The sequence below is a fragment of the Gloeocapsopsis sp. IPPAS B-1203 genome, assembly GCF_002749975.1.
In the GTDB taxonomy this organism is placed as follows: domain Bacteria; phylum Cyanobacteriota; class Cyanobacteriia; order Cyanobacteriales; family Chroococcidiopsidaceae; genus Gloeocapsopsis.
On sequence record NZ_PEIG01000001.1, the window covers coordinates 460,858 to 484,729 of the forward strand.

24 protein-coding genes are annotated in these 23,872 nt (G+C 42.6%); 15 read left to right on the forward strand and 9 right to left on the reverse strand.

What is annotated here, in order from left to right; genetic code table 11:
* Positions 1-69: 69 nt before the first annotated feature.
* Positions 70-2,013 (reverse strand): primary-amine oxidase, encoded by a 1,944-nt coding sequence (locus tag CSQ79_RS02100; protein WP_099699528.1) that lies wholly within the window; start codon positions 2,011-2,013, stop codon positions 70-72.
* A 319-nt stretch (positions 2,014-2,332) separates the two neighbouring features.
* Here CSQ79_RS02100 and thrC point away from each other — a divergent pair, with 319 nt between their 5' ends.
* The 5 genes from thrC to CSQ79_RS02125 all read left to right on the forward strand — a co-directional run bounded on the left by thrC (position 2,333) and on the right by CSQ79_RS02125 (position 8,947).
* A complete protein-coding gene (gene thrC / locus CSQ79_RS02105; RefSeq protein WP_099699529.1) occupies positions 2,333-3,631 on the forward strand; it encodes a threonine synthase in 1,299 nt (432 codons plus the stop codon).
* 115 nt (positions 3,632-3,746) lie between these two features.
* Positions 3,747-4,022 (forward strand): MoaD/ThiS family protein, encoded by a 276-nt coding sequence (locus CSQ79_RS02110; protein WP_099699530.1) that lies wholly within the window; start codon positions 3,747-3,749, stop codon positions 4,020-4,022.
* Between the two features lie 340 nt (positions 4,023-4,362).
* A complete protein-coding gene (locus CSQ79_RS02115) occupies positions 4,363-7,008 on the forward strand; it encodes a TonB-dependent receptor domain-containing protein (protein ID WP_099699531.1) in 2,646 nt (881 codons plus the stop codon).
* Positions 6,998-8,026 carry an ABC transporter substrate-binding protein gene (locus CSQ79_RS02120; RefSeq protein WP_289500307.1) on the forward strand — a complete coding sequence of 343 codons (1,029 nt, stop codon included), beginning with the start codon at positions 6,998-7,000 and terminating at the stop codon, positions 8,024-8,026. Before CSQ79_RS02115 ends, CSQ79_RS02120 begins: the two co-directional genes overlap by 11 nt.
* A gap of 159 nt (positions 8,027-8,185) precedes the next feature.
* Positions 8,186-8,947: a DUF2996 domain-containing protein gene (locus CSQ79_RS02125; RefSeq protein WP_099699533.1), complete on the forward strand. Its 762-nt coding sequence runs from the start codon at positions 8,186-8,188 to the stop codon at positions 8,945-8,947.
* A gap of 146 nt (positions 8,948-9,093) precedes the next feature.
* On the opposite strand, the gene CSQ79_RS02130 is transcribed toward CSQ79_RS02125, so the two are convergent.
* Entirely contained in the window at positions 9,094-9,600 is a 507-nt protein-coding gene (locus CSQ79_RS02130; RefSeq protein WP_099699534.1) for a TM2 domain-containing protein, read from the reverse strand.
* Between the two features lie 366 nt (positions 9,601-9,966).
* On the opposite strand from CSQ79_RS02130, the gene acsF reads away from it, so the two are divergent.
* The 4 genes from acsF (at position 9,967) to groL (ending at position 14,096) form a co-directional block, all read left to right on the forward strand.
* Positions 9,967-11,043, forward strand: coding sequence for a magnesium-protoporphyrin IX monomethyl ester (oxidative) cyclase (acsF, locus tag CSQ79_RS02135; protein WP_099699535.1), 1,077 nt, complete (start codon positions 9,967-9,969; stop codon positions 11,041-11,043).
* A 59-nt stretch (positions 11,044-11,102) separates the two neighbouring features.
* Positions 11,103-11,822 (forward strand): hypothetical protein, encoded by a 720-nt coding sequence (locus tag CSQ79_RS02140; RefSeq protein WP_289500310.1) that lies wholly within the window; start codon positions 11,103-11,105, stop codon positions 11,820-11,822.
* 273 nt (positions 11,823-12,095) lie between these two features.
* On the forward strand, positions 12,096-12,407 hold the full coding sequence (gene groES, locus CSQ79_RS02145; RefSeq protein ID WP_099699537.1) for a co-chaperone GroES: 312 nt from the start codon (positions 12,096-12,098) through the stop codon (positions 12,405-12,407).
* Positions 12,408-12,455: 48 nt separating this feature from the next.
* Positions 12,456-14,096 (forward strand): chaperonin GroEL, encoded by a 1,641-nt coding sequence (gene groL, locus CSQ79_RS02150; protein ID WP_099699538.1) that lies wholly within the window; start codon positions 12,456-12,458, stop codon positions 14,094-14,096.
* 115 nt (positions 14,097-14,211) lie between these two features.
* Here groL and CSQ79_RS02155 read toward each other — a convergent pair whose 3' ends face one another.
* A complete protein-coding gene (locus tag CSQ79_RS02155) occupies positions 14,212-14,742 on the reverse strand; it encodes a GrpB family protein (protein WP_099699539.1) in 531 nt (176 codons plus the stop codon).
* A gap of 32 nt (positions 14,743-14,774) precedes the next feature.
* The gene (locus CSQ79_RS02160) at positions 14,775-15,431 is read right to left on the reverse strand and encodes a glutathione S-transferase family protein (RefSeq protein WP_099699540.1); all 657 of its coding nucleotides are present in this window, start codon (positions 15,429-15,431) and stop codon (positions 14,775-14,777) included.
* A 123-nt stretch (positions 15,432-15,554) separates the two neighbouring features.
* On the opposite strand from CSQ79_RS02160, the gene CSQ79_RS02165 reads away from it, so the two are divergent.
* Both CSQ79_RS02165 and CSQ79_RS02170 read left to right on the forward strand, forming a co-directional pair.
* Positions 15,555-16,586, forward strand: a complete 1,032-nt coding sequence (locus tag CSQ79_RS02165) for a helix-turn-helix transcriptional regulator (RefSeq protein WP_289500314.1) — start codon at positions 15,555-15,557, stop codon at positions 16,584-16,586.
* A gap of 204 nt (positions 16,587-16,790) precedes the next feature.
* Entirely contained in the window at positions 16,791-19,280 is a 2,490-nt protein-coding gene (locus tag CSQ79_RS02170) for a TonB-dependent siderophore receptor (RefSeq protein ID WP_099699542.1), read from the forward strand.
* A 59-nt stretch (positions 19,281-19,339) separates the two neighbouring features.
* On the opposite strand, the gene CSQ79_RS02175 is transcribed toward CSQ79_RS02170, so the two are convergent.
* Both CSQ79_RS02175 and CSQ79_RS02180 read right to left on the reverse strand, forming a co-directional pair.
* On the reverse strand, positions 19,340-19,684 hold the full coding sequence (locus tag CSQ79_RS02175; RefSeq protein WP_099699543.1) for a HepT-like ribonuclease domain-containing protein: 345 nt from the start codon (positions 19,682-19,684) through the stop codon (positions 19,340-19,342).
* Positions 19,671-19,973: a nucleotidyltransferase family protein gene (locus tag CSQ79_RS02180; RefSeq protein ID WP_099699544.1), complete on the reverse strand. Its 303-nt coding sequence runs from the start codon at positions 19,971-19,973 to the stop codon at positions 19,671-19,673. Before CSQ79_RS02180 ends, CSQ79_RS02175 begins: the two co-directional genes overlap by 14 nt.
* 295 nt (positions 19,974-20,268) lie before the next feature.
* Here CSQ79_RS02180 and CSQ79_RS02185 point away from each other — a divergent pair, with 295 nt between their 5' ends.
* The gene (locus CSQ79_RS02185) at positions 20,269-21,264 is read left to right on the forward strand and encodes an iron-siderophore ABC transporter substrate-binding protein (protein WP_099699545.1); all 996 of its coding nucleotides are present in this window, start codon (positions 20,269-20,271) and stop codon (positions 21,262-21,264) included.
* A gap of 38 nt (positions 21,265-21,302) precedes the next feature.
* On the opposite strand, the gene CSQ79_RS02190 is transcribed toward CSQ79_RS02185, so the two are convergent.
* Both CSQ79_RS02190 and CSQ79_RS02195 read right to left on the reverse strand, forming a co-directional pair.
* Positions 21,303-21,524 carry a DUF4926 domain-containing protein gene (locus CSQ79_RS02190; protein ID WP_099699546.1) on the reverse strand — a complete coding sequence of 74 codons (222 nt, stop codon included), beginning with the start codon at positions 21,522-21,524 and terminating at the stop codon, positions 21,303-21,305.
* Complete coding sequence (locus CSQ79_RS02195) at positions 21,521-21,853, reverse strand: DUF6883 domain-containing protein (protein ID WP_099699547.1); 333 nt, start codon at positions 21,851-21,853, stop codon at positions 21,521-21,523. Before CSQ79_RS02195 ends, CSQ79_RS02190 begins: the two co-directional genes overlap by 4 nt.
* Before the next feature lie 127 nt (positions 21,854-21,980).
* Between CSQ79_RS02195 and CSQ79_RS27295 the strand changes: the two genes are divergently transcribed.
* Positions 21,981-22,136 carry a hypothetical protein gene (locus CSQ79_RS27295; RefSeq protein WP_289500321.1) on the forward strand — a complete coding sequence of 52 codons (156 nt, stop codon included), beginning with the start codon at positions 21,981-21,983 and terminating at the stop codon, positions 22,134-22,136.
* On the forward strand, positions 22,102-22,719 hold the full coding sequence (locus tag CSQ79_RS02200) for an MFS transporter (protein WP_289500323.1): 618 nt from the start codon (positions 22,102-22,104) through the stop codon (positions 22,717-22,719). Before CSQ79_RS27295 ends, CSQ79_RS02200 begins: the two co-directional genes overlap by 35 nt.
* Positions 22,720-22,987: 268 nt before the next feature.
* Here CSQ79_RS02200 and CSQ79_RS02205 read toward each other — a convergent pair whose 3' ends face one another.
* Positions 22,988-23,353 (reverse strand): hypothetical protein, encoded by a 366-nt coding sequence (locus CSQ79_RS02205; RefSeq protein ID WP_099699549.1) that lies wholly within the window; start codon positions 23,351-23,353, stop codon positions 22,988-22,990.
* A 285-nt stretch (positions 23,354-23,638) separates the two neighbouring features.
* Here CSQ79_RS02205 and CSQ79_RS02210 point away from each other — a divergent pair, with 285 nt between their 5' ends.
* Positions 23,639-23,857, forward strand: coding sequence for a DUF4327 family protein (locus CSQ79_RS02210; RefSeq protein ID WP_099699550.1), 219 nt, complete (start codon positions 23,639-23,641; stop codon positions 23,855-23,857).
* Positions 23,858-23,872 lie beyond the last annotated feature (15 nt).

Genomic DNA, 23,872 nt, shown 5'->3' on the forward strand with positions numbered 1-23,872 from the left:
TTGAATTCTTCCTTTGCGAACTTTGTGTCCTTGGTGGTAGCCTACGGCAAGCCGCTGTGCGTCTACGTTTCAAGAACAACATTTATGCTTCGCCGCCGAAGGAGGAACATCAATCGCCGGACTCTTATCAAAAAAGCCCACAGGTTTTAACATAAAACCAATATAAGAGACAGGCATCACAGGCCAATCCTCTGGACGGGTCACATGATTGTGTCCAAACGTATACCAAACCACAACGTCTGTATTCTCAATTGCCCGATTTGCCTTTGTCCAAATAGGTAATCCCGCATCACCTGGATGTTGATTAGGATAATCACCCGCAGCATAGAGTTCATCAGGATTATAGGGAGTCACCCACAAGTGCTTCGTCATAAATCCCGCACGTTTGATCACACTTGATTCGGGATGTGCAAACGGTAAAATGTTTTCACCAGGCATCAGCTTATAACTCACAGGCTGACCAAGGCTATTGTGCACTGCAGGATTGATAATCTTCCAATAACGTCCTGTAAAAGGATCAATGATGCGTTGTGCTTCTGACTCAGTTGATAAGAGCTTAGACTCAGCATAAAAAGCATTACCATAAGGATTATCAGGTCCCAAGGGTTCCGCTTGTGTATTCACTTCGTAAACTGAGTTATTTTCCCCATCAACGCACATATCCAGACGCACGTTAAAGAAGTGTTGATGAATTGGGGCGTTTAACTGCGGTGCAATCAGCGTACCGTACTTCGGTACTTCATTAGGCATTGCGGCAGCAGTATTAACAATACCAGTCAGCTTCACTTCGTACTGAATCGTACCATCTTGGTAAAAATACCAGAAGAACCCATATTCATAATTACCAACTGTCGCGATAAATGAGACGACTAAACGACGCGATCGCCTTACTTCAGTATGATCCGTTCTCCAATCAACGTGTTTCCAGAGAATGCCAAAATCTTCCTCATGCATACATATTGCATTTTCAATCTTCACTACTTGTCCGCGACTACTCGTCATATAAGCATCAAAGTAGCGAATCTCACCCAAGCAATCACAACCTAAAGTTAAGGAATTTGCCAAAGTCCCTACACCATACTCCCCAACATCAAACGCATTTTTGCGGTAATGCTGCGGTCGAGGATCGCCATAAGGTACTACCATGTCGGCTAACGAAGCGCGATATACAATTGGACGCACGCGCCCTTGATCTTCGTAACCTACAGTGTATAAAACTAAACCTTCTCTTGGCGTAAACCCGATACGAAATTGCCACTTTTGCCACTTAATAAAGTTTCCTTGTACCTCAAAACTTGTACCCTCCGGCTGCGTAATTTCTAGAGGTTTGATATCGCTGCGTAAATCTTTAATAAACTCTGTGGAATAATTTCCTGAATTCGGCGGTAAAGGAACAACACCATAATCCTCAACCCGAATTACTTCCATTTTATTCAAATCAACAACCGGAATCACGCCTTCAATCGGACGCGCATAACCGTTATCCGTCGGACTCGAACGCACCCAACACAACGCCCGTGACAGTCGCAATCCCTTTTCATCTTCAATGGCATAATAACCCGCCGACCACGGGTCAACCATTACCAAACTTGGATCGGTAATTCCGCGTTTCTTGATCGCTTTCTGAAACTCAGGACTCGCTTTAACCGCTGCTTCGCACTCAATAAATTCATCCAGCATAATAGAGGGCTGGACATCAGAAATTTGCTGCCACGACTTGACAGTTTCAGTATTAAGTGAGACAACCGCCTCATATGTCAATCCATCTTCATTATTCAGAATCCCAATAAAAGCCTCGCGCTCAATACTGTCACCCTCTTCAAAATTAAGAACGACACTCTTAGGAGGTTCCTTAAGAACAACCATCGGAAACCTAACTTTTTCCCCCAAGTCGTACTCTGCTTTAACCGTTGCGACAGCAACTGTAATTTCTTCAGGCGTTAGTGGGTCGAGTGGATGCCTTGCCGAAGCTGATTTAGTAAATGTATCAGGTAATTGATGTGCAGTAGTCATAATCGCTCTTTGTAGGTGTAAACCTCTGGCTTATAAAGTGAAGCGATTCAGAGTGATGCGATCGCGCTTTTCTCAGAGCCAAAGGTGATTGCACTTTGCCTTACACTACGGCGCTTGTCATAACACGTTTGTAGCCAAATTTACCAATCCTCTTCACAAATCGATTTTCCATAATCTACATTCCTAACGATTCCTTTTCTAACCTCCTAACTCTCTAGCAAAACCCGACTATTTTTATCGGGTATGTTTGACGCGAAAAAATGCACCGTGTTACTATCAGGCGACAGTTGACGGAAAAAAATGAAGTAGAGAGCGATCCATGACCCAGGCAAAAACCATCAACCCCACAGCAGCAACCTTCAAAGCCCTCAAATGTAAGGAATGTGGTGCTGAATACGAACTTGCGGCTAGCCATGTCTGTGAAGCTTGCTTTGGGCCATTGGAAGTTACCTACGATTACAACACCCTCCGCCGCACCGTAACGCGCGAAACTATTCAATCGGGACCAAATTCAATTTGGCGCTATCGTTCTTTCTTACCCGTTGCAACTGAAAATGTCATTGATGTAGGTACAGGGATGACTCCCCTTGTACAAGCAAACCGCTTAGCCCGTCGCCTGGGATTGAAAAAGCTATACATCAAAAATGATGCCGTTAATATGCCCACCCTTAGCTTCAAAGATCGGGTGGTATCCGTAGCATTATCCCGCGCACGAGAGCTAGGCTTTTCAACCGTATCGTGTGCAAGTACCGGAAATTTAGCAAATTCAACTGCAGCGATCGCCGCTCATGCAGGATTAGATTGTTGTGTATTTATCCCCTCTGATTTAGAAGCAGGTAAAGTCTTAGGTACGCTCATCTACAGCCCTACCGTAATGGCAGTACAAGGTAACTACGACCAAGTAAACCGCTTGTGTTGCGAAGTTGCCAATACATATGGTTGGGGATTTGTCAATATCAATTTACGTCCTTATTACTCGGAAGGTTCCAAAACTCTTGGCTATGAAGTCGCCGAACAACTCGGCTGGCAATTACCCGATCACATTGTTGCGCCCCTAGCCTCAGGTTCCTTGTTCACAAAGATCTACAAAGGATTCCAGGAGTTTACTCAAGTCGGCTTAGTCGAAGATAAAAGCGTCCGGTTCAGCGGTGCGCAAGCCGAAGGTTGTTCCCCCATCGCGCAAGCCTACAAAGAAGGACGCGATTTTGTTAAACCCGTCAAACCCAACACAATCGCCAAATCAATCGCCATTGGAAATCCAGCCGATGGCATCTATGCGCTCGAAATTGCGCGGAAAACCAACGGTAACATTGCATCAGTTACCGATGCGCAGATCATCGACGGCATCAAACTACTCGCCGAAACCGAAGGCATCTTCACCGAAACCGCAGGCGGGACAACGATCGCAGTTCTCAAAAAACTAGTGGAAGCTGGTAAAATTGACCCCGACGAAACCACAGTCGCCTACATTACTGGAAACGGACTCAAAACCCAAGAAGCCGTACAAGGCTACATCGGCGAACCGTTGACGATTGAAGCCAAGCTTGATAGTTTTGAACGTGCGTTAGAGCGATCGCGTACTTTAGAGCGTCTTGACTGGCAACAAGTCTTGGTATAAGTCTTCTGCTCAAGTCTTACTCTCGTCAACTGTTAAATTGTCAAATCAGGGGCATCTTTGCTATCTGGGCGCATAAATATGCGCCTTCACTAACTCTAGGATTGTTATCTCAACTATGGCTGTTAAAGTACTCATTCCCACTCCATTACAGAAATTTACCAATAATCAAGCGACGCTCGAATGCGACGGTAGCAATATAGCAGAACTTATAGAAGCGCTAGAAAAAAGCTGCCCTGGTATCAAATCGCGGCTTTGTGACGAACAAGGACAACCACGGCGATTTTTGAATCTATACGTCAATAGTGAAGATATCCGCTTTTTGGATGGAACCGAAACACCCCTCAAAGAAGGCGATGAAGTGAGTATTGTTCCGGCTGTTGCAGGTGGTTAGACATTGTGGTTGAAATCAAGATGAGTAAGTTAAAACTCAAGGCATAATCTGCCTATAAATAACCCTTAGGAGTAGAGTAGTGTTATTGACATCTGCTCTATTTTATGTTGTTCGGTAAGCCAATCTTTAGTAACACTTTTGCTTTAAATATCAACTCTTTGAGAAGTATTATATCGCTTGACACTGACAGGCGAATTAGTTTATTCTGCCAACGTTCTTAATAATTACTTGCAATAATCCTCATGCAAATCTATGCGGTTAAAGACTCCTGCAAAGGTGGAAATCGTGTGAGGGCATAGTAATTCCGATTACCACTTATCGTTCATCTGGGCGATAACAGATGGTGCAGCAGTTGGATTATGTATGGTGTGAGGCAAAAGTGAAGTTGCATCTTTTAATTTCCTACATGGCATTGCTCAGTGTTGGGAGTATTCCGACCGCAATTGCATCGCCAAAGTCACTTAATAATATTGCTAATAATTCTTATCAATCACTGCTTAGAAATGTAAAACAACTTGATAAAACAACGCAGCGATTATCTCAGGCTTCCCCGCCAGCAACTGAGGTTGTCCAAATTCAAGGTGTGAGGTTAAACCCAACGGCTAATGGATTGGAAGTTATTTTAGAAACCTCTACTCCACAAAAGCTAGAACTCTCGACAGCAAGCGAGAACGCAACTTTGATTGCCAATGTTGTCAACGCGCAGTTAGTGCTACCAGAAGGTAATGCGTTTTTAGCAAATGACCCAGCAGACGGAATTACTGCTGTTCGAGTCGTAAATCTCGATGCCAATATAATTCAGGTACAGATAATTGGAAGCGTAACAGTACCACAAGTTGAAGTCTTAGAGAGCGATCGCGAAGGGTTAATCTTCAGTGTAGTACCGCCAGCAGCCGTAACCGAAGCTGATGAACTTAACATCGTAGTGACAGCCACACGTACCGCCGAAGCGTTGGAGAATGTCCCGCGTTCAGTCACGACAATAACACGCGAACAACTCGACGATCAAACAACGGTTATAAGAAATTTACCCGATATCTTAGGTCAATTAGTTCCTGGCTTTGGTCCGCCAACACAAAACCGGAGAACTGGGCGTTTGCAAACATTGCGGGGTCGTCCACCACTAATTTTAATTGATGGAGTCGTACAAAGTACAAATGCTGGCTTCGATCGCCAACTCAATGCTATCGATCCATCAGCAATCGAACGAATTGAAGTTGTGCGTGGTCCTAGTGCTGTATATGGTCAGGGTGCAACGGGTGGAGTTATCAATATTATCACGCGGCAACCTACTGATGAGCGGCTGCAATCCGAGTTAATTATCGGTACGCGCACCGACGACGAACTACGCGGCGAAGGTTTTGGTTACAGTTTGAAATATGGTTTAGCGGGTAATGAAGGTAATGTAGACTATCGGATTAATACCTCTTTAGAAACAAACGGTGGTTGGTTTGATGCTGAAGGTAATCGTATTCCACCGAACGATATTGTCGATACAGAAACTCTCAACTTGTTGGCTAAGGTGGGAATCAATCTTGACGCAGAACAACGGCTAGAATTGACATACGATATATACCGCGATCGCGTCGATACCGAATTCATTTCAGACCCCAGCATTTTAGATATTCCTGGGCTACAAACCGCCAGGGCGCTGCGCGTCGGCGAAATTGCCCAAGAAGAACCAAGTAGACAAACAAACCAAGTCGCGAGTTTGAAATATCGCCATGAAAACTTAGGAGGTTCGCAACTCGACTTACAACTCTACTATCAAGACACCCAGATAGCGCAAGAAATTCAAGATATTAGAACCTTCTTTGGTGACGTTCCGCCGTTTATTCCTGGGATATTTCAGACGAATCTCGATCAAAGTAAATGGGGCGCTCGATTACAAGTCGAAACGCCGTTTTCTGAGTCAACACGCCTACTGTGGGGTGCAGACTATCTGCAAGAGGACAGCGATCAACCGTTTTTAGTCATCGATCCTGTTGCTTTTGATACGCGGCGTGAAGCTAATGTATTGACAACTGCTACACAAGTACCACCTTTTCAATTAAACAGTCTGGGAGTGTTTGCCCAAGTTCAGTGGGATTTGAGCGCACAATGGTTACTCAGTGGAGGATTGCGCTATGAAACGATCGGGTTTGAGGTCAATGACTTTTTTGCCAACCCCTTTGCTGATTTTGACAACGCACCAGCGTTAGTGTCAGGTGGTTCTAACCGCGTTGATGATGTTGTTTTTAATCTTGGCAGTGTTTATAAAGTCACCGATGAAATCAGTTTCTTCGCCAACTTCGCGCAAGGTTTTGCGGTTCCCAGTTTAGATTTTCTTGGTCAAGCAACCGCAGGCTTTGCAATTGAAGACGATAATTTATTGCAACCAGAGAAGGTGAACAACTACGAAATTGGGGTTCGTGGCACTTGGGGAACAGTACAAGCAACGCTGGTTGGTTTCTATAACCACTCCGATTTAGGACAAAACCTTGTGATTGCACCCAGTGGTCTGACAAATGCAGCACGAGGTCCGCAACGCAACTATGGCATAGAAGCAACACTCGATTGGCAACCAAGCGATCGCTGGGGTTTTGGCAGTAGCTTAACATGGAACGAAGGTGAAGCTAATTTTCCTGATGATAGTCGCGGCTGGCTAGCGCTAAGTAGTCTAGACGTTCAACCGCTCAAGTTGACAGCCTACATAGAAAATGAAACGCTACCAGGATGGCGAAATCGCTTGCAATTGCTTTTAGTTGGCGATCGCGACCGCGCATTTGAAGAAGAGGTAGAGGAATTTCAAATCGAGGGCTATACAACGCTCGATTTCATCAGCAGCCTCCAAATCGGTCAAGGAAGACTCGAACTCGGTATCGAAAACTTGTTGAATCAGCAGTATTTGCCTGTGAGTTCGCAAGATGGTACTGGAATTCGCGAAATTGTCCGCGAGGCGGCTAGAGGTAGAACAATTAGCGTGCGGTACGCAATTGAATTTTGATAGTGAATTTGCAGTCGGTTCTATGATTATGTGTCTGAGGCGGTGGTTAAAATCTAAGCAAGTGCGCCAGCTAATTTACTTTATTTTGTTTGGCTTGACTTTAACTGCAATTTGTGCATGCAACCAAAATCCTTCGCCACAGGCAGACGATCTTTCTACATCAGGTGCTGTGCGCGTTGTGAAACACGCAATGGGTGAAACCAAGATTGCAACCACTCCGCAGCGAGTCGTTGTCCTCGATACAGCCCCACTTGATGCAGCCTTAGCATTAGGTGTTCAACCGATTGGCGCAAGTTTGCCACGCACGGATGCTTTACCAGCTTATCTCGGCGATCGCACCGCCGGAATTACACCTGTCGGTGAAAATCCACCCAACTTAGAATCAATTGTCCGCCTTCAGCCAGATTTAATCATCGGCAATACAAACGCGCATCGACAAATTTATGACAAGTTATCGCGAATTGCTCCAACAATCCTCACCGCCGGAAACAGTACTGACGGACAGTGGAAACAAGAACTAAGACTGTATGCAGCAGCACTCGGTCGCACCGATGCAGTTCAAACACTACTCAACGACTACAATCAGCGTGTCAAAAAACTCAAACAGCAGCTAAAACAAGCTGACGACCTCCAAGTGTCTGTGATTCTGACTGCTCAAGAGTGGATCGCTTTTTACACCAAAACGAGTTTTCCAGGTTCGGTACTGCAAGATGTTGGTTTAGCTCGCCCTCCGATTCAAAATATTGAGGGAAAATCCTGGGTACAAGTATCGCAGGAAGACCTTCAGAGTATCGATGGTGATGCGATCTTTCTACTTCATGTCGCTTCAGATAAAATGCCAGGAAGCTTTACAGTGAACCAATTTGTGAAAAATCCGCTCTTTTCGCAATTAAAAGCCGTTAAACAGGGACGAGTATACGAAGTCGATGCTGAAGTTTGGCATCTTGGGAGCAATATTTTGGGAGCAAATCGTATTCTTGATGACTTGTTCAAATATTTGGTAGAAAACACCCACTGAAACTATTTGTCGTGGAGACGATCGCCTTTACTTATGACATCAAAGAAATTGATTGCGGCGATTCTGTGTCAATATTTAAAAAAGTAGTAAATTGACAAGTGTGCGTGAAGCAAAGCGATCGCGTTTAAAGCTAGATATAACTAAGGATTAACCTAAGCAATGGCAGACGAAAAAACTCCAAGCCCTAATGGAGACGAAAAACCTAACGTTGCTGAACAAGCCCCTGAAGGAAAAACTGCAAAAGAGGAAGCTCCTCCAAGTACAGTAGAAGAACAAGCGCCTAGCGTCGTCGCAGAAAATCTTCACAGTACGGACGAACCTGAAACTACAGATATTCCTTCTGCAAATGCTCCTGATCCGCAAGCAGCAAATCCTGAAGTGAATCCTAATGCTGCTAAAGCAAAATCAGCAGCAGCGGATACATCGAGTGCTCAATCAGAAGAATCTACCCCAGCCAAACCAGCTGCTAAAAAAACTCCTGCTGCTAAAGGTGAAAAACCAGCTGCAGCGAAAGCTGCTGGAGACAAGCCAGCTGCCAAAAAGGAGAAACCTCCTGCGGTTGAAGACAAGCCTTTTGCTGAATTTATGCAACAGCACTACATACCAGCTTTGCAAACAGCACTAACAAAAGAAGGCATTCAAGACTTAGATCTCAAATTCGCTAAAGAAAAGATCAATGTAGCCGGTTTAACCGACGAATGCTGGCAAGTTAAAGGTTCTTGGCTAAAGGGACAGCGACATTTCAATGTCTATTTTCCTGAAGAAAGTATTCAAGGACAACGCGCCCTTTCCTGCTACGAAGGTTCTAAGCCGAGTGCAATTGAGCCATTCCTGATTGACGAGCGTCGCATAACACTTGACCTAATGGTATTTGGAGTCATGCAACGTTTAAATGGTCAAAAGTGGTTATCACGAAATTAATTAAAGAGCAGTTAGCTATTAGTAATTAGCGATTAGCTAATTATAGAAGAGTTGCAAGTGCAAGACATACAGTTATTTCTTGGGGCTATGCCCTTGGCTTAAATTATGAAGTCTGGCTAAAAGCTAATTGCTAATTGCTGTTATAACTACATTTCCAAAAAGGTGTAAACTACAACACCAGTGTCGGGGTCGTTGTCGATTCCGACATAGCCTGATTTGAGCATATTTTTTAGCATTGCCTCTACATCAGCGAAGCTAGCACCAGTATCCATGACACCTTGCGTAACCGAAATTTTACCACCTCTTTTTGCAGCCGCACGAACAAGTTTGACCATCAATTGGTCGCCGGACGGTTTAATAACATGTGTCACAAAGGCAGGTTGAGCTAGCGGTACACCATAGGGAGATAAACCTATTTTTGCTCTTAGCTTGGTGTTGTAGTCATCAACCATTCGCGGAATCAAAAATAAATCGATGAGTTGTCCTACACCAAATAAACCAAAAGTCCCCAACCAGATCAATCCCGTGATAATTTTACCGTTGTAGAGGCGGTGCAATCCATTGAGCTGTAGCAAACAACCCAGCCATAATATATAAGCACTACTTACTTTGTTTGGAGGCTTTGCAGGTAATTGTGGATCTCCAGTTTTCATAGGTGTAAAGAATATTGCTTTAAAGTAAAAAGTCGCGTGAATTAGATTAAGCTACAAACTTCTCTTTCTATTACCTTAGCTTTTACTGATAAATCCTGGGATGGCTACTGGCATCACATTCGCCGTATACATACCAGATTACGTTTTCATCAGGTAAAATTGCGAATTTTATTAGCTGAATTGCCGAAAATTGCAGTAGGCGATCGCAATTTTGTTAAAAAAATTGACAGCGTGTTGCAACTCTTAACTAAATAAGTGTTTGCCATGCCCTTAAGCCTTGGTAGACTAAGCGTTATCAATTGTTATTTAGTCATTAACTCAACTGCCCCAGGCACAAAACAACAGCAGAAAAGGGCAAATAAAAATATGGTTGATTCTCTTAAAAAACCAGCAGATTTTGAAGAAATGCGCCCAGGGGTGAAAGTACCAGCAAAGGAAACCCTGCTGACGCCGCGATTTTATACAACAGATTTCGACGAGATGGCGCGAATGGATCTCTCGGTTAACGAAGAGGAACTCCAAGCGCTTTTAGAAGAGTTTCGCACTGACTACAATCGCCATCACTTTGTCCGAGATGCCGAGTTTGAGCAGTCTTGGGAACACATTGATGGAGAAACTCGCCAACTCTTTGTAGAATTTTTAGAGCGTTCTTGCACTGCAGAGTTTTCCGGCTTTCTGCTGTACAAAGAACTCAGCCGTCGTCTCAAAGACAAAAATCCTCTCCTCGCAGAATCGTTTGCATTGATGTCTCGCGATGAAGCACGTCATGCAGGATTCTTGAATAAAGCATTGTCAGACTTTAATTTGTCCCTAGATTTGGGCTTTTTAACGAAAAGTCGTAAATATACGTTCTTCAAGCCAAAGTTTATCTTCTACGCGACGTATCTATCCGAAAAGATTGGTTACTGGCGTTACATCACAATATATCGCCATCTAGCCGCACACCCAGAAAATCGCATCTATCCAATCTTCCGATTCTTTGAAAACTGGTGTCAAGACGAAAATCGTCACGGCGATTTCTTTGATGCACTGATGCGATCGCAGCCGCAGTTTCTCAATGACTGGAAAGCGCGGTTATGGTGTCGTTTCTTCTTGCTATCTGTGTTTGTGACAATGTATCTCAACGACATCCAACGTGCAGGATTTTATCAATCCATTGGTTTAAATGCGCGAGATTACGACATCTATGTCATTGAGAAAACTAATGAAACAGCAGGGCGTGTCTTCCCCATTACTCTGAATGTGGAGCATCCCGATTTTTATCGCCGACTTGATATTTGTATCAAGAATAATGAAAAGCTGAGTGCGATTGTTAACTCCAACACGCCAAAATTCCTGCAGTTTTTCCAGAAGCTACCGCTATACGTCGCTAATGGTTGGCAGTTCTTATGCTTGTACCTGATCAAGCCACTTGATGCAGTGACACAAGGTGCGGTGCATTAGATATTCTTAAGTTTTGCTCCGCTGCGGTGGTTCTGCAAGGCGCAGAGCCACTTTTTTTTATGAACTGTCATAAATGCCAAAAGATGCGCGATCGCTTACTCCTAATTTTTAGTTTTTTTTTCTACTTGTACATATCATCTACTCCCGCGAATAGCCAACCACAGCCTTCTCCCACCCCTGGTGCATCTGATTTAGATTTGAGTCCAGACATTGAAAATAACCCAGTTTTGCAGCGCTGGCGCGATCGAGTACCAAATATTTTAGAAGAAATCACGCGCGATCCTAGTTTTCGCACACGCCTACGCTTAGGGTATTCTTTGCTTCCTTCAACAGATCAAGCCGCAGGAATCACCTTTGGAATCGAAGATGTTTTTATTGGTAGCACCCGTTTTACAGTAAGTGCTGAATATTATGCGGCTTTCAGTGGCACTTATACAGCCTACGGTACCGATTTGCGCTACTATCTTCGTCCTTTAGGTAGCTACATTAACGTTGCTCCACTTTTAGGATATCGCTATTTAGCAACTGACACCTATTCAATTGATGGAGTTAATCTTGGTGCGCGACTACTTTTAATTCTCTCGCGCAACGGTGCAGCAGATATTTCAATAACTCAAAGTTGGGTAGATCCAGGTACGGATACTGCAGTGAGTTTAACAACATTATCCATAGGTTATGCTATAACCCCAGAATTGCGTGTTTCTACTGACATTCAAAAACAAAATTCCCCTCGAAGCAAAGATAGTCGCGTCGGAATTATTTTAGAGTGGATGCCTTAATTTCACTAACTGTCTAACTTTTTATAAATTTAGTGCTTGGCAGCTACTGTTTCATAACACTTGAGAACAAGTGATGCAAGCCTATCTAAATCTTCTGTTGCTAGCTTGTGCACATTATTACAACTGTAGTTAATAAGACTTAAACCGAGTTCAGTATATCAATTTAGGATGAATAAGTTCGGGAAACCGTACCAGTGTTTTTGTTGCGATCGCACCTGCTGTTCGCTAAATTAGCACTCAGGAGTTGAGAGTGCTAAAAACGGAAAAATTTATATGGCAGCAGTATCTCTAAGTGTTTCTACAGTAAAACCTTTAGCTGACCGTGTCTTTGTTAAAGTCAGCGCATCTGAAGAAAAAACAGCAGGTGGATTATATTTACCCGACACAGCGAAAGAGAAACCTCAAGTCGGAGAAGTTGTTGCGATTGGTCCTGGTAGACGTAGCGACGATGGTTCGCGCCAGGAGATGGAAATTAAAGTTGGCGACAAAGTACTTTACTCGAAATACGCAGGTACAGACGTCAAACTAGGTACAGAAGAGTATGTGCTGTTGTCAGAAAAAGACATCCTTGCAGTAGTTAGCTAATACCAATTACCAGTCACCAATTACCAATTACCAAAATCATAGATAACTATGGCAAAGCGCATTATTTACAACGAAAACGCTCGTCGTGCCCTTGAAAAGGGTATGGACATTTTAGCTGAATCTGTTGCTGTCACCCTAGGTCCAAAAGGACGTAACGTGGTGCTAGAGAAGAAGTTTGGCGCACCACAGATCGTTAATGACGGCGTGACAATTGCTAAAGAAATTGAATTAGAAGATCACGTAGAAAACACTGGTGTTTCACTCATTCGTCAAGCTGCTTCTAAAACTAATGACGCTGCAGGTGACGGGACAACCACAGCGACCGTTTTAGCTCATGCAATGGTTAAAGAAGGCTTGCGTAACGTCGCAGCTGGTGCTAACGCGATCTCTCTGAAGCGTGGTATCGATAAAGCAACCAACTTTTTGGTAGATAAAATCGCTGAACATGCACGTCCAGTAGAAGATTCTAAAGCGATCGCTCAAGTTGGTTCGATCAGCGCTGGTAACGATGAAGAAGTTGGTCAGATGATCGCTTCGGCGATGGATAAAGTCGGTAAAGAAGGCGTTATTTCCCTCGAAGAAGGGAAGTCGATGACAACCGAACTTGAGATCACAGAAGGGATGCGCTTTGACAAAGGCTACATCTCGCCTTACTTTGCAACCGATCCTGAGCGGATGGAAGCAATATTCGATGAGCCTTACTTGTTGCTCACCGATAAAAAGATTACCTTGGTACAAGATTTAGTACCAGTACTAGAGCAAGTTGCACGTTCTGGTCGTCCGTTGATTATTATCGCTGAAGATATTGAGAAAGAAGCGCTAGCGACTTTGGTTGTTAACCGTTTACGTGGTGTATTGAACGTTGCTGCAGTAAAAGCTCCTGGCTTTGGCGATCGCCGCAAGTCGATGCTTGAAGACATTGCAGTTCTGACTGGTGGTCAAGTTATCACCGAAGACGCTGGTTTAAAATTGGAAAATACCAAGCTTGAGATGCTCGGTAAAGCTCGCCGCGTCACAATTACTAAAGACAACACAACAATTGTTGCAGAGGGTAACGAGCAAGCTGTTAAAACTCGCTGCGACCAAATTCGCCGTCAGATGGAAGAAACTGAGTCTTCCTATGACAAAGAGAAACTGCAAGAGCGTTTAGCTAAACTTGCTGGCGGTGTAGCTGTTGTTAAAGTTGGTGCGGCTACCGAAACCGAAATGAAAGACCGCAAGCTACGCCTCGAAGACGCCATCAACGCGACGAAAGCCGCTGTGGAAGAAGGTATTGTTCCTGGTGGTGGAACAACTCTAGCGCACTTGTCTCCTGAGCTAGAATCTTGGGCTAGTGGTAGTCTCAAGGATGAAGAGTTGATCGGTGCGATGATTGTTTCTCGCGCTTTGGCTGCGCCACTAAAGCGGATTGCGGAAAATGCTGGTCAAAATGGTGCTGTGATTGCTGAACGCGTCAAAGAAAAAGACTTTAACGTTGGTTTCAACGCGGCAACCAATGAGTTTGTTGATATGTTTGATGCTGGTATCGTTGACCCTGCTAAAGTAACTCGTTCGGCGCTACAAAATGCTGCATCGATCGCTGGTATGGTGTTGACTACTGAATGTATCGTAGTTGATAAGCCGGAACCAAAGGATAATGCTGCGGCTGGCGCTGGTGCTGGTATGGGCGGCGGAGATTTTGACTACTAATTAGTTTCTTGTGGGGCGGGTATCTTGCCTGCTATATTCATAGCAGCTGCTTCCTAGTGGAGGTGGCTGTTTTTTTTACGAACCACAGAGGCGCAGAGAACGCAGAGGATATGAGTTAGGATATTCTTTGCTGTAATACAGATTGAATAAATGGACTTTTGTATGTATTGTATGCTGTTGCTTCTACGATACCGAAGGTAACAGCTGCTTTTTTTAGGCGATCGTATTCTTGGGCAAGCGTTGGGTTTTGGCGGAGTTGCTCTCGAAAAAAAATGTTATTTAGATGAACGTCAGAACCTTCTGGTGTCAAGTGTAAGTGAATGTTATAAAAGTTTTGCTGAAAATTGATTCTGGCAACTAACATTGGGCGATCGCTAGGAATATTAGCAAAAGGTGTATCTTCAAAGCCAATTGCTTTTAACTTGTTGAGAACATCAGTAAACTCTTGTTTTGAGCAAGGAATTAGAATATCAATAATTGGTTTGGCATAGATTCCAGGAATTGCTGTACTACCTATGTGTTCAATTTCTATGTTTGGTAGTTGTATAGATATTAAAGCTTTTACAAGCTGAAAAATTTCAGGATACTTTGGATTGTATGGTACAACTTTGCTATCAGTCAGTTGATATGAAACTAGCAATGCCATAGTTTGTAAATACGATTCCTGCAATGATTTCCTTAATACGAAAGCTCGAATTCAGGAATACTTTCTGATTCATTCTGCGCAGCAGCTATCCATTCTTGTATGGCAGGAAGCGCTAATATTGCCTCAGCATACGCTTGACTTGTTGAATCTAATTTCACACCGTATGTCATAAAGCGTAAAACGACTGGTGCAAACATTGCATCAGGAATCGTAAAGTTACTAAACAACATATCGCCGCTACTGCCAAAATTGTTTCGGCAATTGTTCCAAATAGCAAGAACGCGATCAATCTCTTCTTGTACGCCTGGCTGCATACCTAATCCAGGTAAACGAGCACGACAATTCATAGGCATACTGTAACGTAACCTATAAAAACTAGCGTGCATTTCGGCACTGATTGAACGAGCTAAAGCACGAGCTAATGGTTCTTGTGGCAATAAATGTGTATCAGGAAATTCGGCTAGATATTCACAGATTGCTAAGGATTCCCACACTGTAATATCGCCGTGATGTAAAATTGGTACTTTTCCGGCTGGACTATGACGTAGAAGTTCTTGACGTGCTGCAGGTGTGTATAGTGGAATTCGGATTTCTGTGAAGTTTATGCCAATTTGTTTCAATACTAGCCAAGGGCGCAGCGACCATGAGGAATAGTTTTTGTTACCAATAACGAGGGTAAATGTTGACATAATCAAGCCGGTGTGAGAGGAACGATAAGGTAATCATAACTGCGATCGCGCATCAACCAATTAACCTTCTATTGACAGAAATTCTCATAAAAACTATAGTTACTAAAGTCCATTACCGACATCGTGGTTGAAAAGATGGCGATCGCTCTCTCGGAAGCAAGCTGGGATGAACTATGGACTGATTGGGATCGTGCTTATCGTGCTGATGCGATGGATAAGGACGATTGGATTATTGAGTATCCACCCCAACTTGCACAAGGATATAAGCGAAATATTTACTTGCGTAATGGGATTACTCTAACACTGCACAATTATCGATTTCACGATGATTTAACGGTTATTAGCACCCAATCTGAAGCGACGGGTGAGCCTTATCGAGAATTGGAGTTTGTTTTTAATCTTTCCTCAACAAGTAGATATTGGCAGGGTGATTTTGTCACTAGCGGACAACATTACTTGATAGCACACGCTAGCTTGGGAAGTTTTTACTGTCAGGAATTTGCTAAGGAACCAAAACTGGCAGTTGATATTCATCTCGAACCTGCTGTATTCAAGTCTATTGTGAGCAATTCTTTACATATTTTGCCTCTTGACTTGCGACGGATGGTAGAAAGCGACGATTGTCATCCTGTGTCTCGATTCCAAACGATTACACCCGCGATGCAATTGGCTTTAGCACAAATTCTCAATTGTCCGTATCAGGGAGTGCTCAAGCAGATGTACCTTGAAAGCAAGTCGGTTGAACTTTTGGTATTATTTCTCAACCAAGCACAAATAAATTCTGGAACTACATCAAAAATTAGGCTGCAAGCGGATGACGTTGAACGAATTAATGAAGCAAAGAAGATTCTAATTCAACACATTGATAATCCACCAACGTTACTGACTTTAGCGCGTCAAGTCGGGTTGAACGATCGCAAACTCAAGCAGGGATTTCGTCAAGTTTTCAACACAACGGTTTTTGGTTACTTGCATCATTATCGCATGGAAAAGGCACGGCAACTTTTGATCGAACAGTGGTCTATCAGTGCGATCGCAACTGCGGTTGGTTATGCAAGTCCTACAGCTTTTAATGCGGCATTTCGTCGTAAATTTGGCACAAATCCGAAAGCGTATCAGTTAGCTAGTCGTCATAACATCAGTGGTAATTGGTAATTGGTAATTGTGTTGTCGAACCGCTCGCTAGCCACTTGCTCCTCGCTCCTCACCCCTCCAAAAAGTCCGCCACGAAGAGAAAAAAGTCCGTCTTGAAGAGAAAATAACCGCTCAAACCGCGTATTCTCTAAATCATCTTCCTGAGAAGACTTAGCAATTGTTGATGCTTGGCAATATAGCTAAGCCGAGGTTTGGTGTGGGGATATGAGACGACAACAGCAGTTAATTTTCATAGCAGTAGTTACTGTATTTGCGACACAACCTGCATGGGCAGAAGAATCGCCGATTTTGCGTCGCGATCAGATGGCGCGACCCGCAACGACAATTGAGGAATGGCAAGATGCGATCGCCCAAACCGTAGTCCAAATTACCCAAGTGCAACTCAATCCTACAGATGCAGGATTTGAAGTCATTTTAGAAACCAATAATCAACTTGCAACGCCTGTAACGCGCGTTGTTGACAATGCACTAATTGCAAATATTCCTAATGCAGTGTTGACATTACCCAATGGTGAATTTCAAGCGGTAGAACCTACTGAAGGAATTGCATCGGTTAGCGTTACAAATTTATCTGGTGAAAATGTGCGAGTTATCATCACAGGATTTGATGCACCTCCCACCGCACAGATAAACGCCGTAGCACAGGGACTGGTGTTGAGTGTTGCACCTCAAGTAGCCCAATCTGAAGATGAAACGATTGAAATCGTCGTTACAGGAGAGCAAGACGGGTATCCTGTCCCAGAGACAACGACAGGAACAAGAACCGATACCCCAACTCGTGATATTCCCTTTTCAATTCAGACTGTTCCACAGCAGGTTTTACGCGAACAACAGGTGCAGCGAGTTAGCGAGGCGCTAAGAAATGTGGCTGGCGTGCAATCTGAGCAATCTCCTCGCTCTGCATTCGAGGCTCCTCGAATTCGGGGTTTTGGCGGTTTTGATAGTTTCAATATCATTACCAATGGTCTACAAGACGGCAATGCAGGTAGTCAAATTGGAATTGGCAACATTGAGCGTGTGGAAGTCCTTAAAGGACCGGCGGCGGCGTTGTTTAGTCAAGGTGGACCTGGAGGAACAGTTAATATTGTTACTAAGCAACCTCTAAGTACGCCTTTTTATAACGTCGAAGCCAGCGTAGGCAGTTTTGATACGTACAGTGGTTTAATTGACTTATCAGGTCCTTTAGATCAAGCAAATAACGTCCTCTATCGTTTCAATGCTTACGGATATCGAACTGACACATTCGTCGATTTCTTTGAGATCGAACGCTACGGATTTGCACCAACAATTTCGCTACGCCTCGACGATGATACTGATTTGACTTTAGAAGCTGAGTATAACTATTTCGAGCAACCGAACGATCGCGGCTTACCTGCAAGGGGAACTGTTCTACCCAATCCTAACGGTGAACTTCCCATTAGTCGCTTTTTAGGCGAACCATCAATTGATTATGTCAGTGGTCGTGCTACAAGGCTAGGATTCAACTTAGAACATCGCTTGAATGAAGACTGGCAAATTCGCAATAATTTTCGCGTTTCATTGTACCAGCAACCTCAAAACTCAGTTTTTCCCGACACTCTTTTAGAAGACAACCGAACTTTAACACGCGGCTTAATCGTTGCAGAGCAACAAGATACGAATACTTATGTCTTGAATGCGGATATTACTGGAAATTTCAACACAGGAGCTATTAGCCATCAGTTATTAGTTGGGTTTGACCTGTATACATTAAATAGTACATCTCGTTATGTACAACGCAGCCTCAGCCCAATTGATATTTTTAACCCTGTCTATAGCCCTAGCACTGTGGGAGATGTGATTGCAGAGTTTTCACCTTCATCAACCAATACCGATCAGTACGGTATTTACATTCAAGATCAAATTACACTACTGGACAATTTAAAACTGTTGTTGGGTGGACGCTTTGATTGGGTTGAGCAAAGGACAAAAGAAGAAGGCGAACTTACTGGTTCGCAAAGCGATGATGCGTTTAGCCCTCGCGTTGGTATTGTCTATCAACCGATTCAACCGATTTCACTTTACGCTAGCTACAGCCGCTCATTCAAGCAAGTTACAGGTTCAGGGTTAGATAACACGCTGTTTGAACCGGAACGCGGTACTCAATATGAAGTTGGAACAAAAGTAGAGTTGAGCGATCGCATTGCGGCAACATTAGCATATTTCAACATCACTCGTGCTAATGTCCTTACCGAAGATCCCGAAGATCCCAATTTCTCGATTCAAACCGGAGAACAACAAAGCCGAGGAATTGAGTTAGACGTTACTGGTGAAATCTCACCAGGATGGAGCATTATTGCAGGTTATGCCTACACGAATGCAGAAATTACTGAAGATAACACCTATGAAGTTGGTAATCAAATTAATAATGTGCCAAATCATGCTTTTAATATTTGGACAACATATGAAATTCAGCAAGGTTCGCTGCAAGGATTAGGCTTTGGTTTAGGATTATTTTACGTTGGCGATCGTGAAGGAGACTTAGACAACTCATTTAGTTTACCAAGTTATTTCCGTACCGATGCCGCGCTATTCTATAACCGAGGACAATTCCGAGTTGCACTCAATGTCAGAAATTTGTTTGATATTCGGTATTTTGAAACTGCTGAAGGCGATTTGCGTGTGTTTCCAGGCGAACCATTAACTTTACTTGGTTCGGTTTCTTGGCAATTTTAATAATGTTGAATATGTTGCTAAGATTCCATGAAAAAGTAGTTAATAGCTAATAAAGCTCTCTATGCTAAATCTTGAATAGCTTGATTAACTTCTTCAATCAGTTTGGGTAGATCTTCTTTAACTACCTGCCAAATAATATTCATGTCAACGTCAAAATAAGCATGAGTAACTCGGTTTCTCATACCAATAATCTCGCGCCAAGGAATTCGAGAATAAGTATTTTGACAAGCAGGGGAGACTTTATTGGCAGCTTCTCCTATAATTTCGATCAATCGCACTAGTGCTAAAGACAACATTTGGTTACTATCTAAATCTTCGCGATCGCGATCTTTAACAAAATTAATTGCTGTAACTGCTGCATCTCGAATATGTTTAAGACGAGTTAGATCGTCAATCGTGCTCATAAACGATCATTGCCTCTTGTAAAACGCGATCGCGAAAATAACAACTTAAATCTGCTGGTGTTCTTAAATCTACCACTTGCCCTAACAAATGACTTAACTCATCTTCCATCCTCACAATTGCTAACCCAGGTGTTTTTCCTACTTCAAACTCCACTAATACATCTATGTCACTATTCTTAGTAAAATCATCACGCAGAACCGAACCAAATAAAGCTAATTTACGAATAGAGTGCTGCCGACAAAACTGATATATTTCGGCTTTTGGTAAATCAATTAGCAATGTTTTCATAATTCCGATTTCTTCAAAACTTTTCGACTTTTTTTTATTAACGCAATGTCACCACTACAATAATATATACTTTTTTAATATTAAAAATAACCTTTTTGTCTAGTCATTAATCACTATTCTAGTGTCTATGTTTTTATAATTTATAACAATTTTATAAACTTCAATAAATAAATCAATATTAGCAAAGCTACAAAAATAAGTATTTATTAGTTAGAAAAGCTATTACGTCTTCTCAAAAACTAGTGAACTATATGAGAGATATCTGTTATTTCGTTGATCATTACAATATATTACTATGGCATTAAAACTATCCTTACTTATTCAAATCTATCAACGCTTTTTGTTCATTCTCTTTTTGATTTTAATCACTGCGTGTTTCCCTCAAAATCACACTGATACTCCCAATTTACACTCGGCAACTTCAGAATGTCGAGTGATTAAACATTGGATGGGCGAAGCTTGTGTTCCTGCTAATCCACAACGAATTATTGTCCTCGATACCAATCCCCTAGATGCTGTTTTAGCACTCGGAGTTAAACCTATCGGTTCTCCAGGATTTGAGTACCTTTCACTTCCAGAAGCGCAAACAAAGGAAATTGAAATCATTGGGAGTAATGCTCAACCCAGCCTTGAAAAAATTGCCCTTTTAAAACCCGATTTGATTCTAGGTATTCAGTGGAACGCAGAAATTTATCCACAATTATCGCAAATCGCACCGACTGTCATGGCTCCCGCAAACGATCCTGAGTGGAAAGAAGATTTGAGGCTTTATGCTCAAGCACTCGGCAAAACTGAAAAAGCTGAACAACTATTGCAAGATTACCACGAGCGAATTCAAGAATTTCAGCAACGCATGGGTGACAAACTCCAACAAACGGAAGTTTCCATTGTCACAACGATTGCTTATGGTTCTAGTCTTCCCGCCCGCATCTACTTAAGCGAATCATTTATGGGTTCGGTAGTTCAAGAAGCAGGCTTACAAAGACCAACTGCACAAAATACACTACCATTTGCACTAACCCAAAACTGGGCAATAGATGTTTCAATTGAACGACTTGACTTAATCGATGGCGATGTCATTTTTGCGGCAAATACCGATCCTCAAAACTCAGAACTAAAGTCTACCTTATCTGCACTTCAGCAAAATCCGTTGTGGTCGAATCTCAACGCGGTTAAACAAGGCAAAGTCTATACAGTAAGTTATGACATTTGGGTTGCTCAGCGCAATATTGGAGGTGCGAATCGCATTTTGGATGATCTGTTTAAGTATTTAGTTGAGGAAAACGATTAGTAGATGAGTTTATGCGATCGCCCAGTTGAATTGCAACATTATTCTGTTGCAAAGCTAGAAATAAAAGCTGCGATTGGTTCAATTTGTGACTCAGATACTTCAACTGTATTTTCAGGAATGAGTCCTTCCAGACTGTAACCGTCTTCTTGACCTTTAGGCATTGGGTAATATTCAACAATCGTTGCTATAGCACCTTTGTTCAAATCGTATTTAGGCAAATCTTTTTGTAAAGCAACTTGGGTAAAGAGTTGAAATTTCATTGTTCTTCCCTCCTGACTGGAAACAGTGTAACAAACCTTGTGAGTCCGGCAGAAACTAGCCAAATTGTTTTCACACTCAAAACAGTGCCATTTGCTCTGGTTAAACTTCCAACAATGACAAATTTTTGACCATAAGGCGTTTCTTCTGTTGGTACTGCCTCTAACGAAAGTATCTGTTCTCTTAAATCTTGTTCTAATTGCTGCCAGTTCTCTAATATATAACCTGCTTGGGCTAAAAACTGAGACTTATCATCTTTTGGCAGTAAAACCAGTAGATAGTTCCTAAGCTTAGTTTTCGCGATCGCGGCATTAGGGTCTAAATACGTCAATGACTAGCTTGTCCTCAAACACCAATTAACTTCTGTAACGACCAAGGGAAGTTGCTTGATCAATCTTATTATGGCTACCGATATCGAGTATCGGAATTCACTACAAAATTAAACACAATTATCAACTATGTTACAGCCGAAGTTTTTAGAACAGTTATTTGCATCTTTTAACATCGATCCTTACACAGCCCAAACTTTACGCTTTACGCCACCAGACGATCGCACTGAAGTGATTTCTGCTGTGGAGTATGTGCAAAGCGATCGCTGTAATGGCAATGATTAGAAACTGCTTGTTATTAAGCAATAATCTCGCAATCTGGCATCTCTATCTCACCAGTGCTATTGCCGGACTCATTGGCTACATTCAGGGACTTGCGTTTTCTGCTTCACAAGCACTCATTGTTCCTAAGCAACATTATGTACGCATTGGTGCTTTGGGTTCAATCCAAGGCTTTGGTTCGGGTGTCTTTGCACCTGCTTTAGCTGGTATCCTTTATCCACTTGTCGGGCTTGCTGGGATTTTAGTTCTGGATGTGATGACGTTCATCATTGCAGTTGGTACACTCGTAGTCGTGCATATTCCTCAACCTGTGTATCAGGATGAGATGCAACAAGAGATACAAGTGCGATCGCGGCAACAATTAACGTTTGGGTTTCGATATCTTTTACAACACCCTAGCCTAGCAGTTCTGCAACTATTTACACTAAGTTTTATCTTTTTTGATAACGCGGCACTACTTGAGTCTGTTGTTTTAGCACGTACTAATAATAACACCGCTTTAGGAAATATCTTTGGTACTGAACAAGGTAGCGGTATGGCGCTGCAATTTACGCTTTTCTCATTAGATCTCCTGCATGAATCGTAGATGCCCTACGACTGAAGTCGGGGCTATCCAGGCAAAGTGTACCTTCATACACTAAAATGAGATTTTTAGTAGTAAGTCCACGGAGGTGGACTTTGTTTATTTAGGTGCGAATTTATTCGCCCAGTATTCGCCCAGTATTCACGCAGGAGGTCTATTTATTGTGGTGCTAATTTGTATAGGTAGCTATGCAATTCCTGTTCTGAGAAATATTGAGGATCTCTAGCCGGATCGTGATATCGTTCTTTAATGAGAATGCCGATGCATAACTTTATTCGCCCTGTTGCTTGATTTGCTCTAACATTGATTTGTAATCTTGGCGTTCAGGATAGAGTTTTACCAGTTTTTCCAAGGGAGCGATCGCGGCATTTGCAGAATTCATCTGCAACCGTGTCAAGGCTAATCCTTCGAGTGCGGCTTGATTTTCTGGCTCTCGTTGCAAAACAACTTCGTATCCTTGTGCTTGTGCTTGCCGTTGTGATTCTGGCGACACTGCTGCATTCGGGCTAGGTTGAGTCAAAGCATGGTTAATAGTACTAATTGCACCATATAGTGTTGAACCCAAAAAAGCCACAATCGATGCCCAGGTTATAATTTGCTGAAAACGCTTGCGAGAACTATTTTGATATTTATCCATAAGTCTTTTATTATTACTCAATGTATTGTGTCTACTGTTAAGCTACCCATTCTTGTGCAAGTAGTAACCTCTTAGTACCTAGCTTGATGACACAAGACAAACATGGTAGTGATTACCGTACTTCAGGGAAAAATACACACACCAAGTAAAAATATTTGTGGTACTCTAAATTAATAGAAAGTGCTTTTCGAGCTTGAGAAGCTAGAGCATTGCAGATTAAATCAAATTGAAGGCGCTTCTCTAATCGAGCATTGACCAAACTTTATTAAACATTAAATCGAGGTTATGTCTCAGCAAGTTATTCACCCAATGGTGAAGTTGCAACATCATGTGCGATCGCTGGTAGAATCAAATATCCTCAAACCAAGTGATAGCATCTGGAAAATTGCCCTATTGTATGGAAATGAATGGCATTACTGGAAACAAGAACTATTGGACTTCGGGTTTGCGATGCAAGATCCTGTCAGCGAGCTATTAGCAGTTGAAGCGTGGGATGAAGAATAAGGTTATTATCGCAAG

Coding starts and splice junctions, on each gene's coding strand:
- CSQ79_RS02100 (WP_099699528.1), bottom strand. CDS start 2,013: ATGACTACTGCACATCAATTACCTGATACATTTACTAAATCAGCTTCG.
- thrC (WP_099699529.1), top strand. CDS start 2,333: ATGACCCAGGCAAAAACCATCAACCCCACAGCAGCAACCTTCAAAGCC.
- CSQ79_RS02110 (WP_099699530.1), top strand. CDS start 3,747: ATGGCTGTTAAAGTACTCATTCCCACTCCATTACAGAAATTTACCAAT.
- CSQ79_RS02115 (WP_099699531.1), top strand. CDS start 4,363: ATGGTGCAGCAGTTGGATTATGTATGGTGTGAGGCAAAAGTGAAGTTG.
- CSQ79_RS02125 (WP_099699533.1), top strand. CDS start 8,186: ATGGCAGACGAAAAAACTCCAAGCCCTAATGGAGACGAAAAACCTAAC.
- CSQ79_RS02130 (WP_099699534.1), bottom strand. CDS start 9,600: ATGAAAACTGGAGATCCACAATTACCTGCAAAGCCTCCAAACAAAGTA.
- acsF (WP_099699535.1), top strand. CDS start 9,967: ATGGTTGATTCTCTTAAAAAACCAGCAGATTTTGAAGAAATGCGCCCA.
- CSQ79_RS02140 (WP_289500310.1), top strand. CDS start 11,103: ATGAACTGTCATAAATGCCAAAAGATGCGCGATCGCTTACTCCTAATT.
- groES (WP_099699537.1), top strand. CDS start 12,096: ATGGCAGCAGTATCTCTAAGTGTTTCTACAGTAAAACCTTTAGCTGAC.
- groL (WP_099699538.1), top strand. CDS start 12,456: ATGGCAAAGCGCATTATTTACAACGAAAACGCTCGTCGTGCCCTTGAA.
- CSQ79_RS02155 (WP_099699539.1), bottom strand. CDS start 14,742: ATGGCATTGCTAGTTTCATATCAACTGACTGATAGCAAAGTTGTACCA.
- CSQ79_RS02160 (WP_099699540.1), bottom strand. CDS start 15,431: ATGTCAACATTTACCCTCGTTATTGGTAACAAAAACTATTCCTCATGG.
- CSQ79_RS02170 (WP_099699542.1), top strand. CDS start 16,791: ATGAGACGACAACAGCAGTTAATTTTCATAGCAGTAGTTACTGTATTT.
- CSQ79_RS02175 (WP_099699543.1), bottom strand. CDS start 19,684: ATGAGCACGATTGACGATCTAACTCGTCTTAAACATATTCGAGATGCA.
- CSQ79_RS02180 (WP_099699544.1), bottom strand. CDS start 19,973: ATGAAAACATTGCTAATTGATTTACCAAAAGCCGAAATATATCAGTTT.
- CSQ79_RS02185 (WP_099699545.1), top strand. CDS start 20,269: ATGGCATTAAAACTATCCTTACTTATTCAAATCTATCAACGCTTTTTG.
- CSQ79_RS02190 (WP_099699546.1), bottom strand. CDS start 21,524: ATGAAATTTCAACTCTTTACCCAAGTTGCTTTACAAAAAGATTTGCCT.
- CSQ79_RS27295 (WP_289500321.1), top strand. CDS start 21,981: ATGTTACAGCCGAAGTTTTTAGAACAGTTATTTGCATCTTTTAACATC.
- CSQ79_RS02200 (WP_289500323.1), top strand. CDS start 22,102: ATGTGCAAAGCGATCGCTGTAATGGCAATGATTAGAAACTGCTTGTTA.
- CSQ79_RS02205 (WP_099699549.1), bottom strand. CDS start 23,353: ATGGATAAATATCAAAATAGTTCTCGCAAGCGTTTTCAGCAAATTATA.
- CSQ79_RS02210 (WP_099699550.1), top strand. CDS start 23,639: ATGTCTCAGCAAGTTATTCACCCAATGGTGAAGTTGCAACATCATGTG.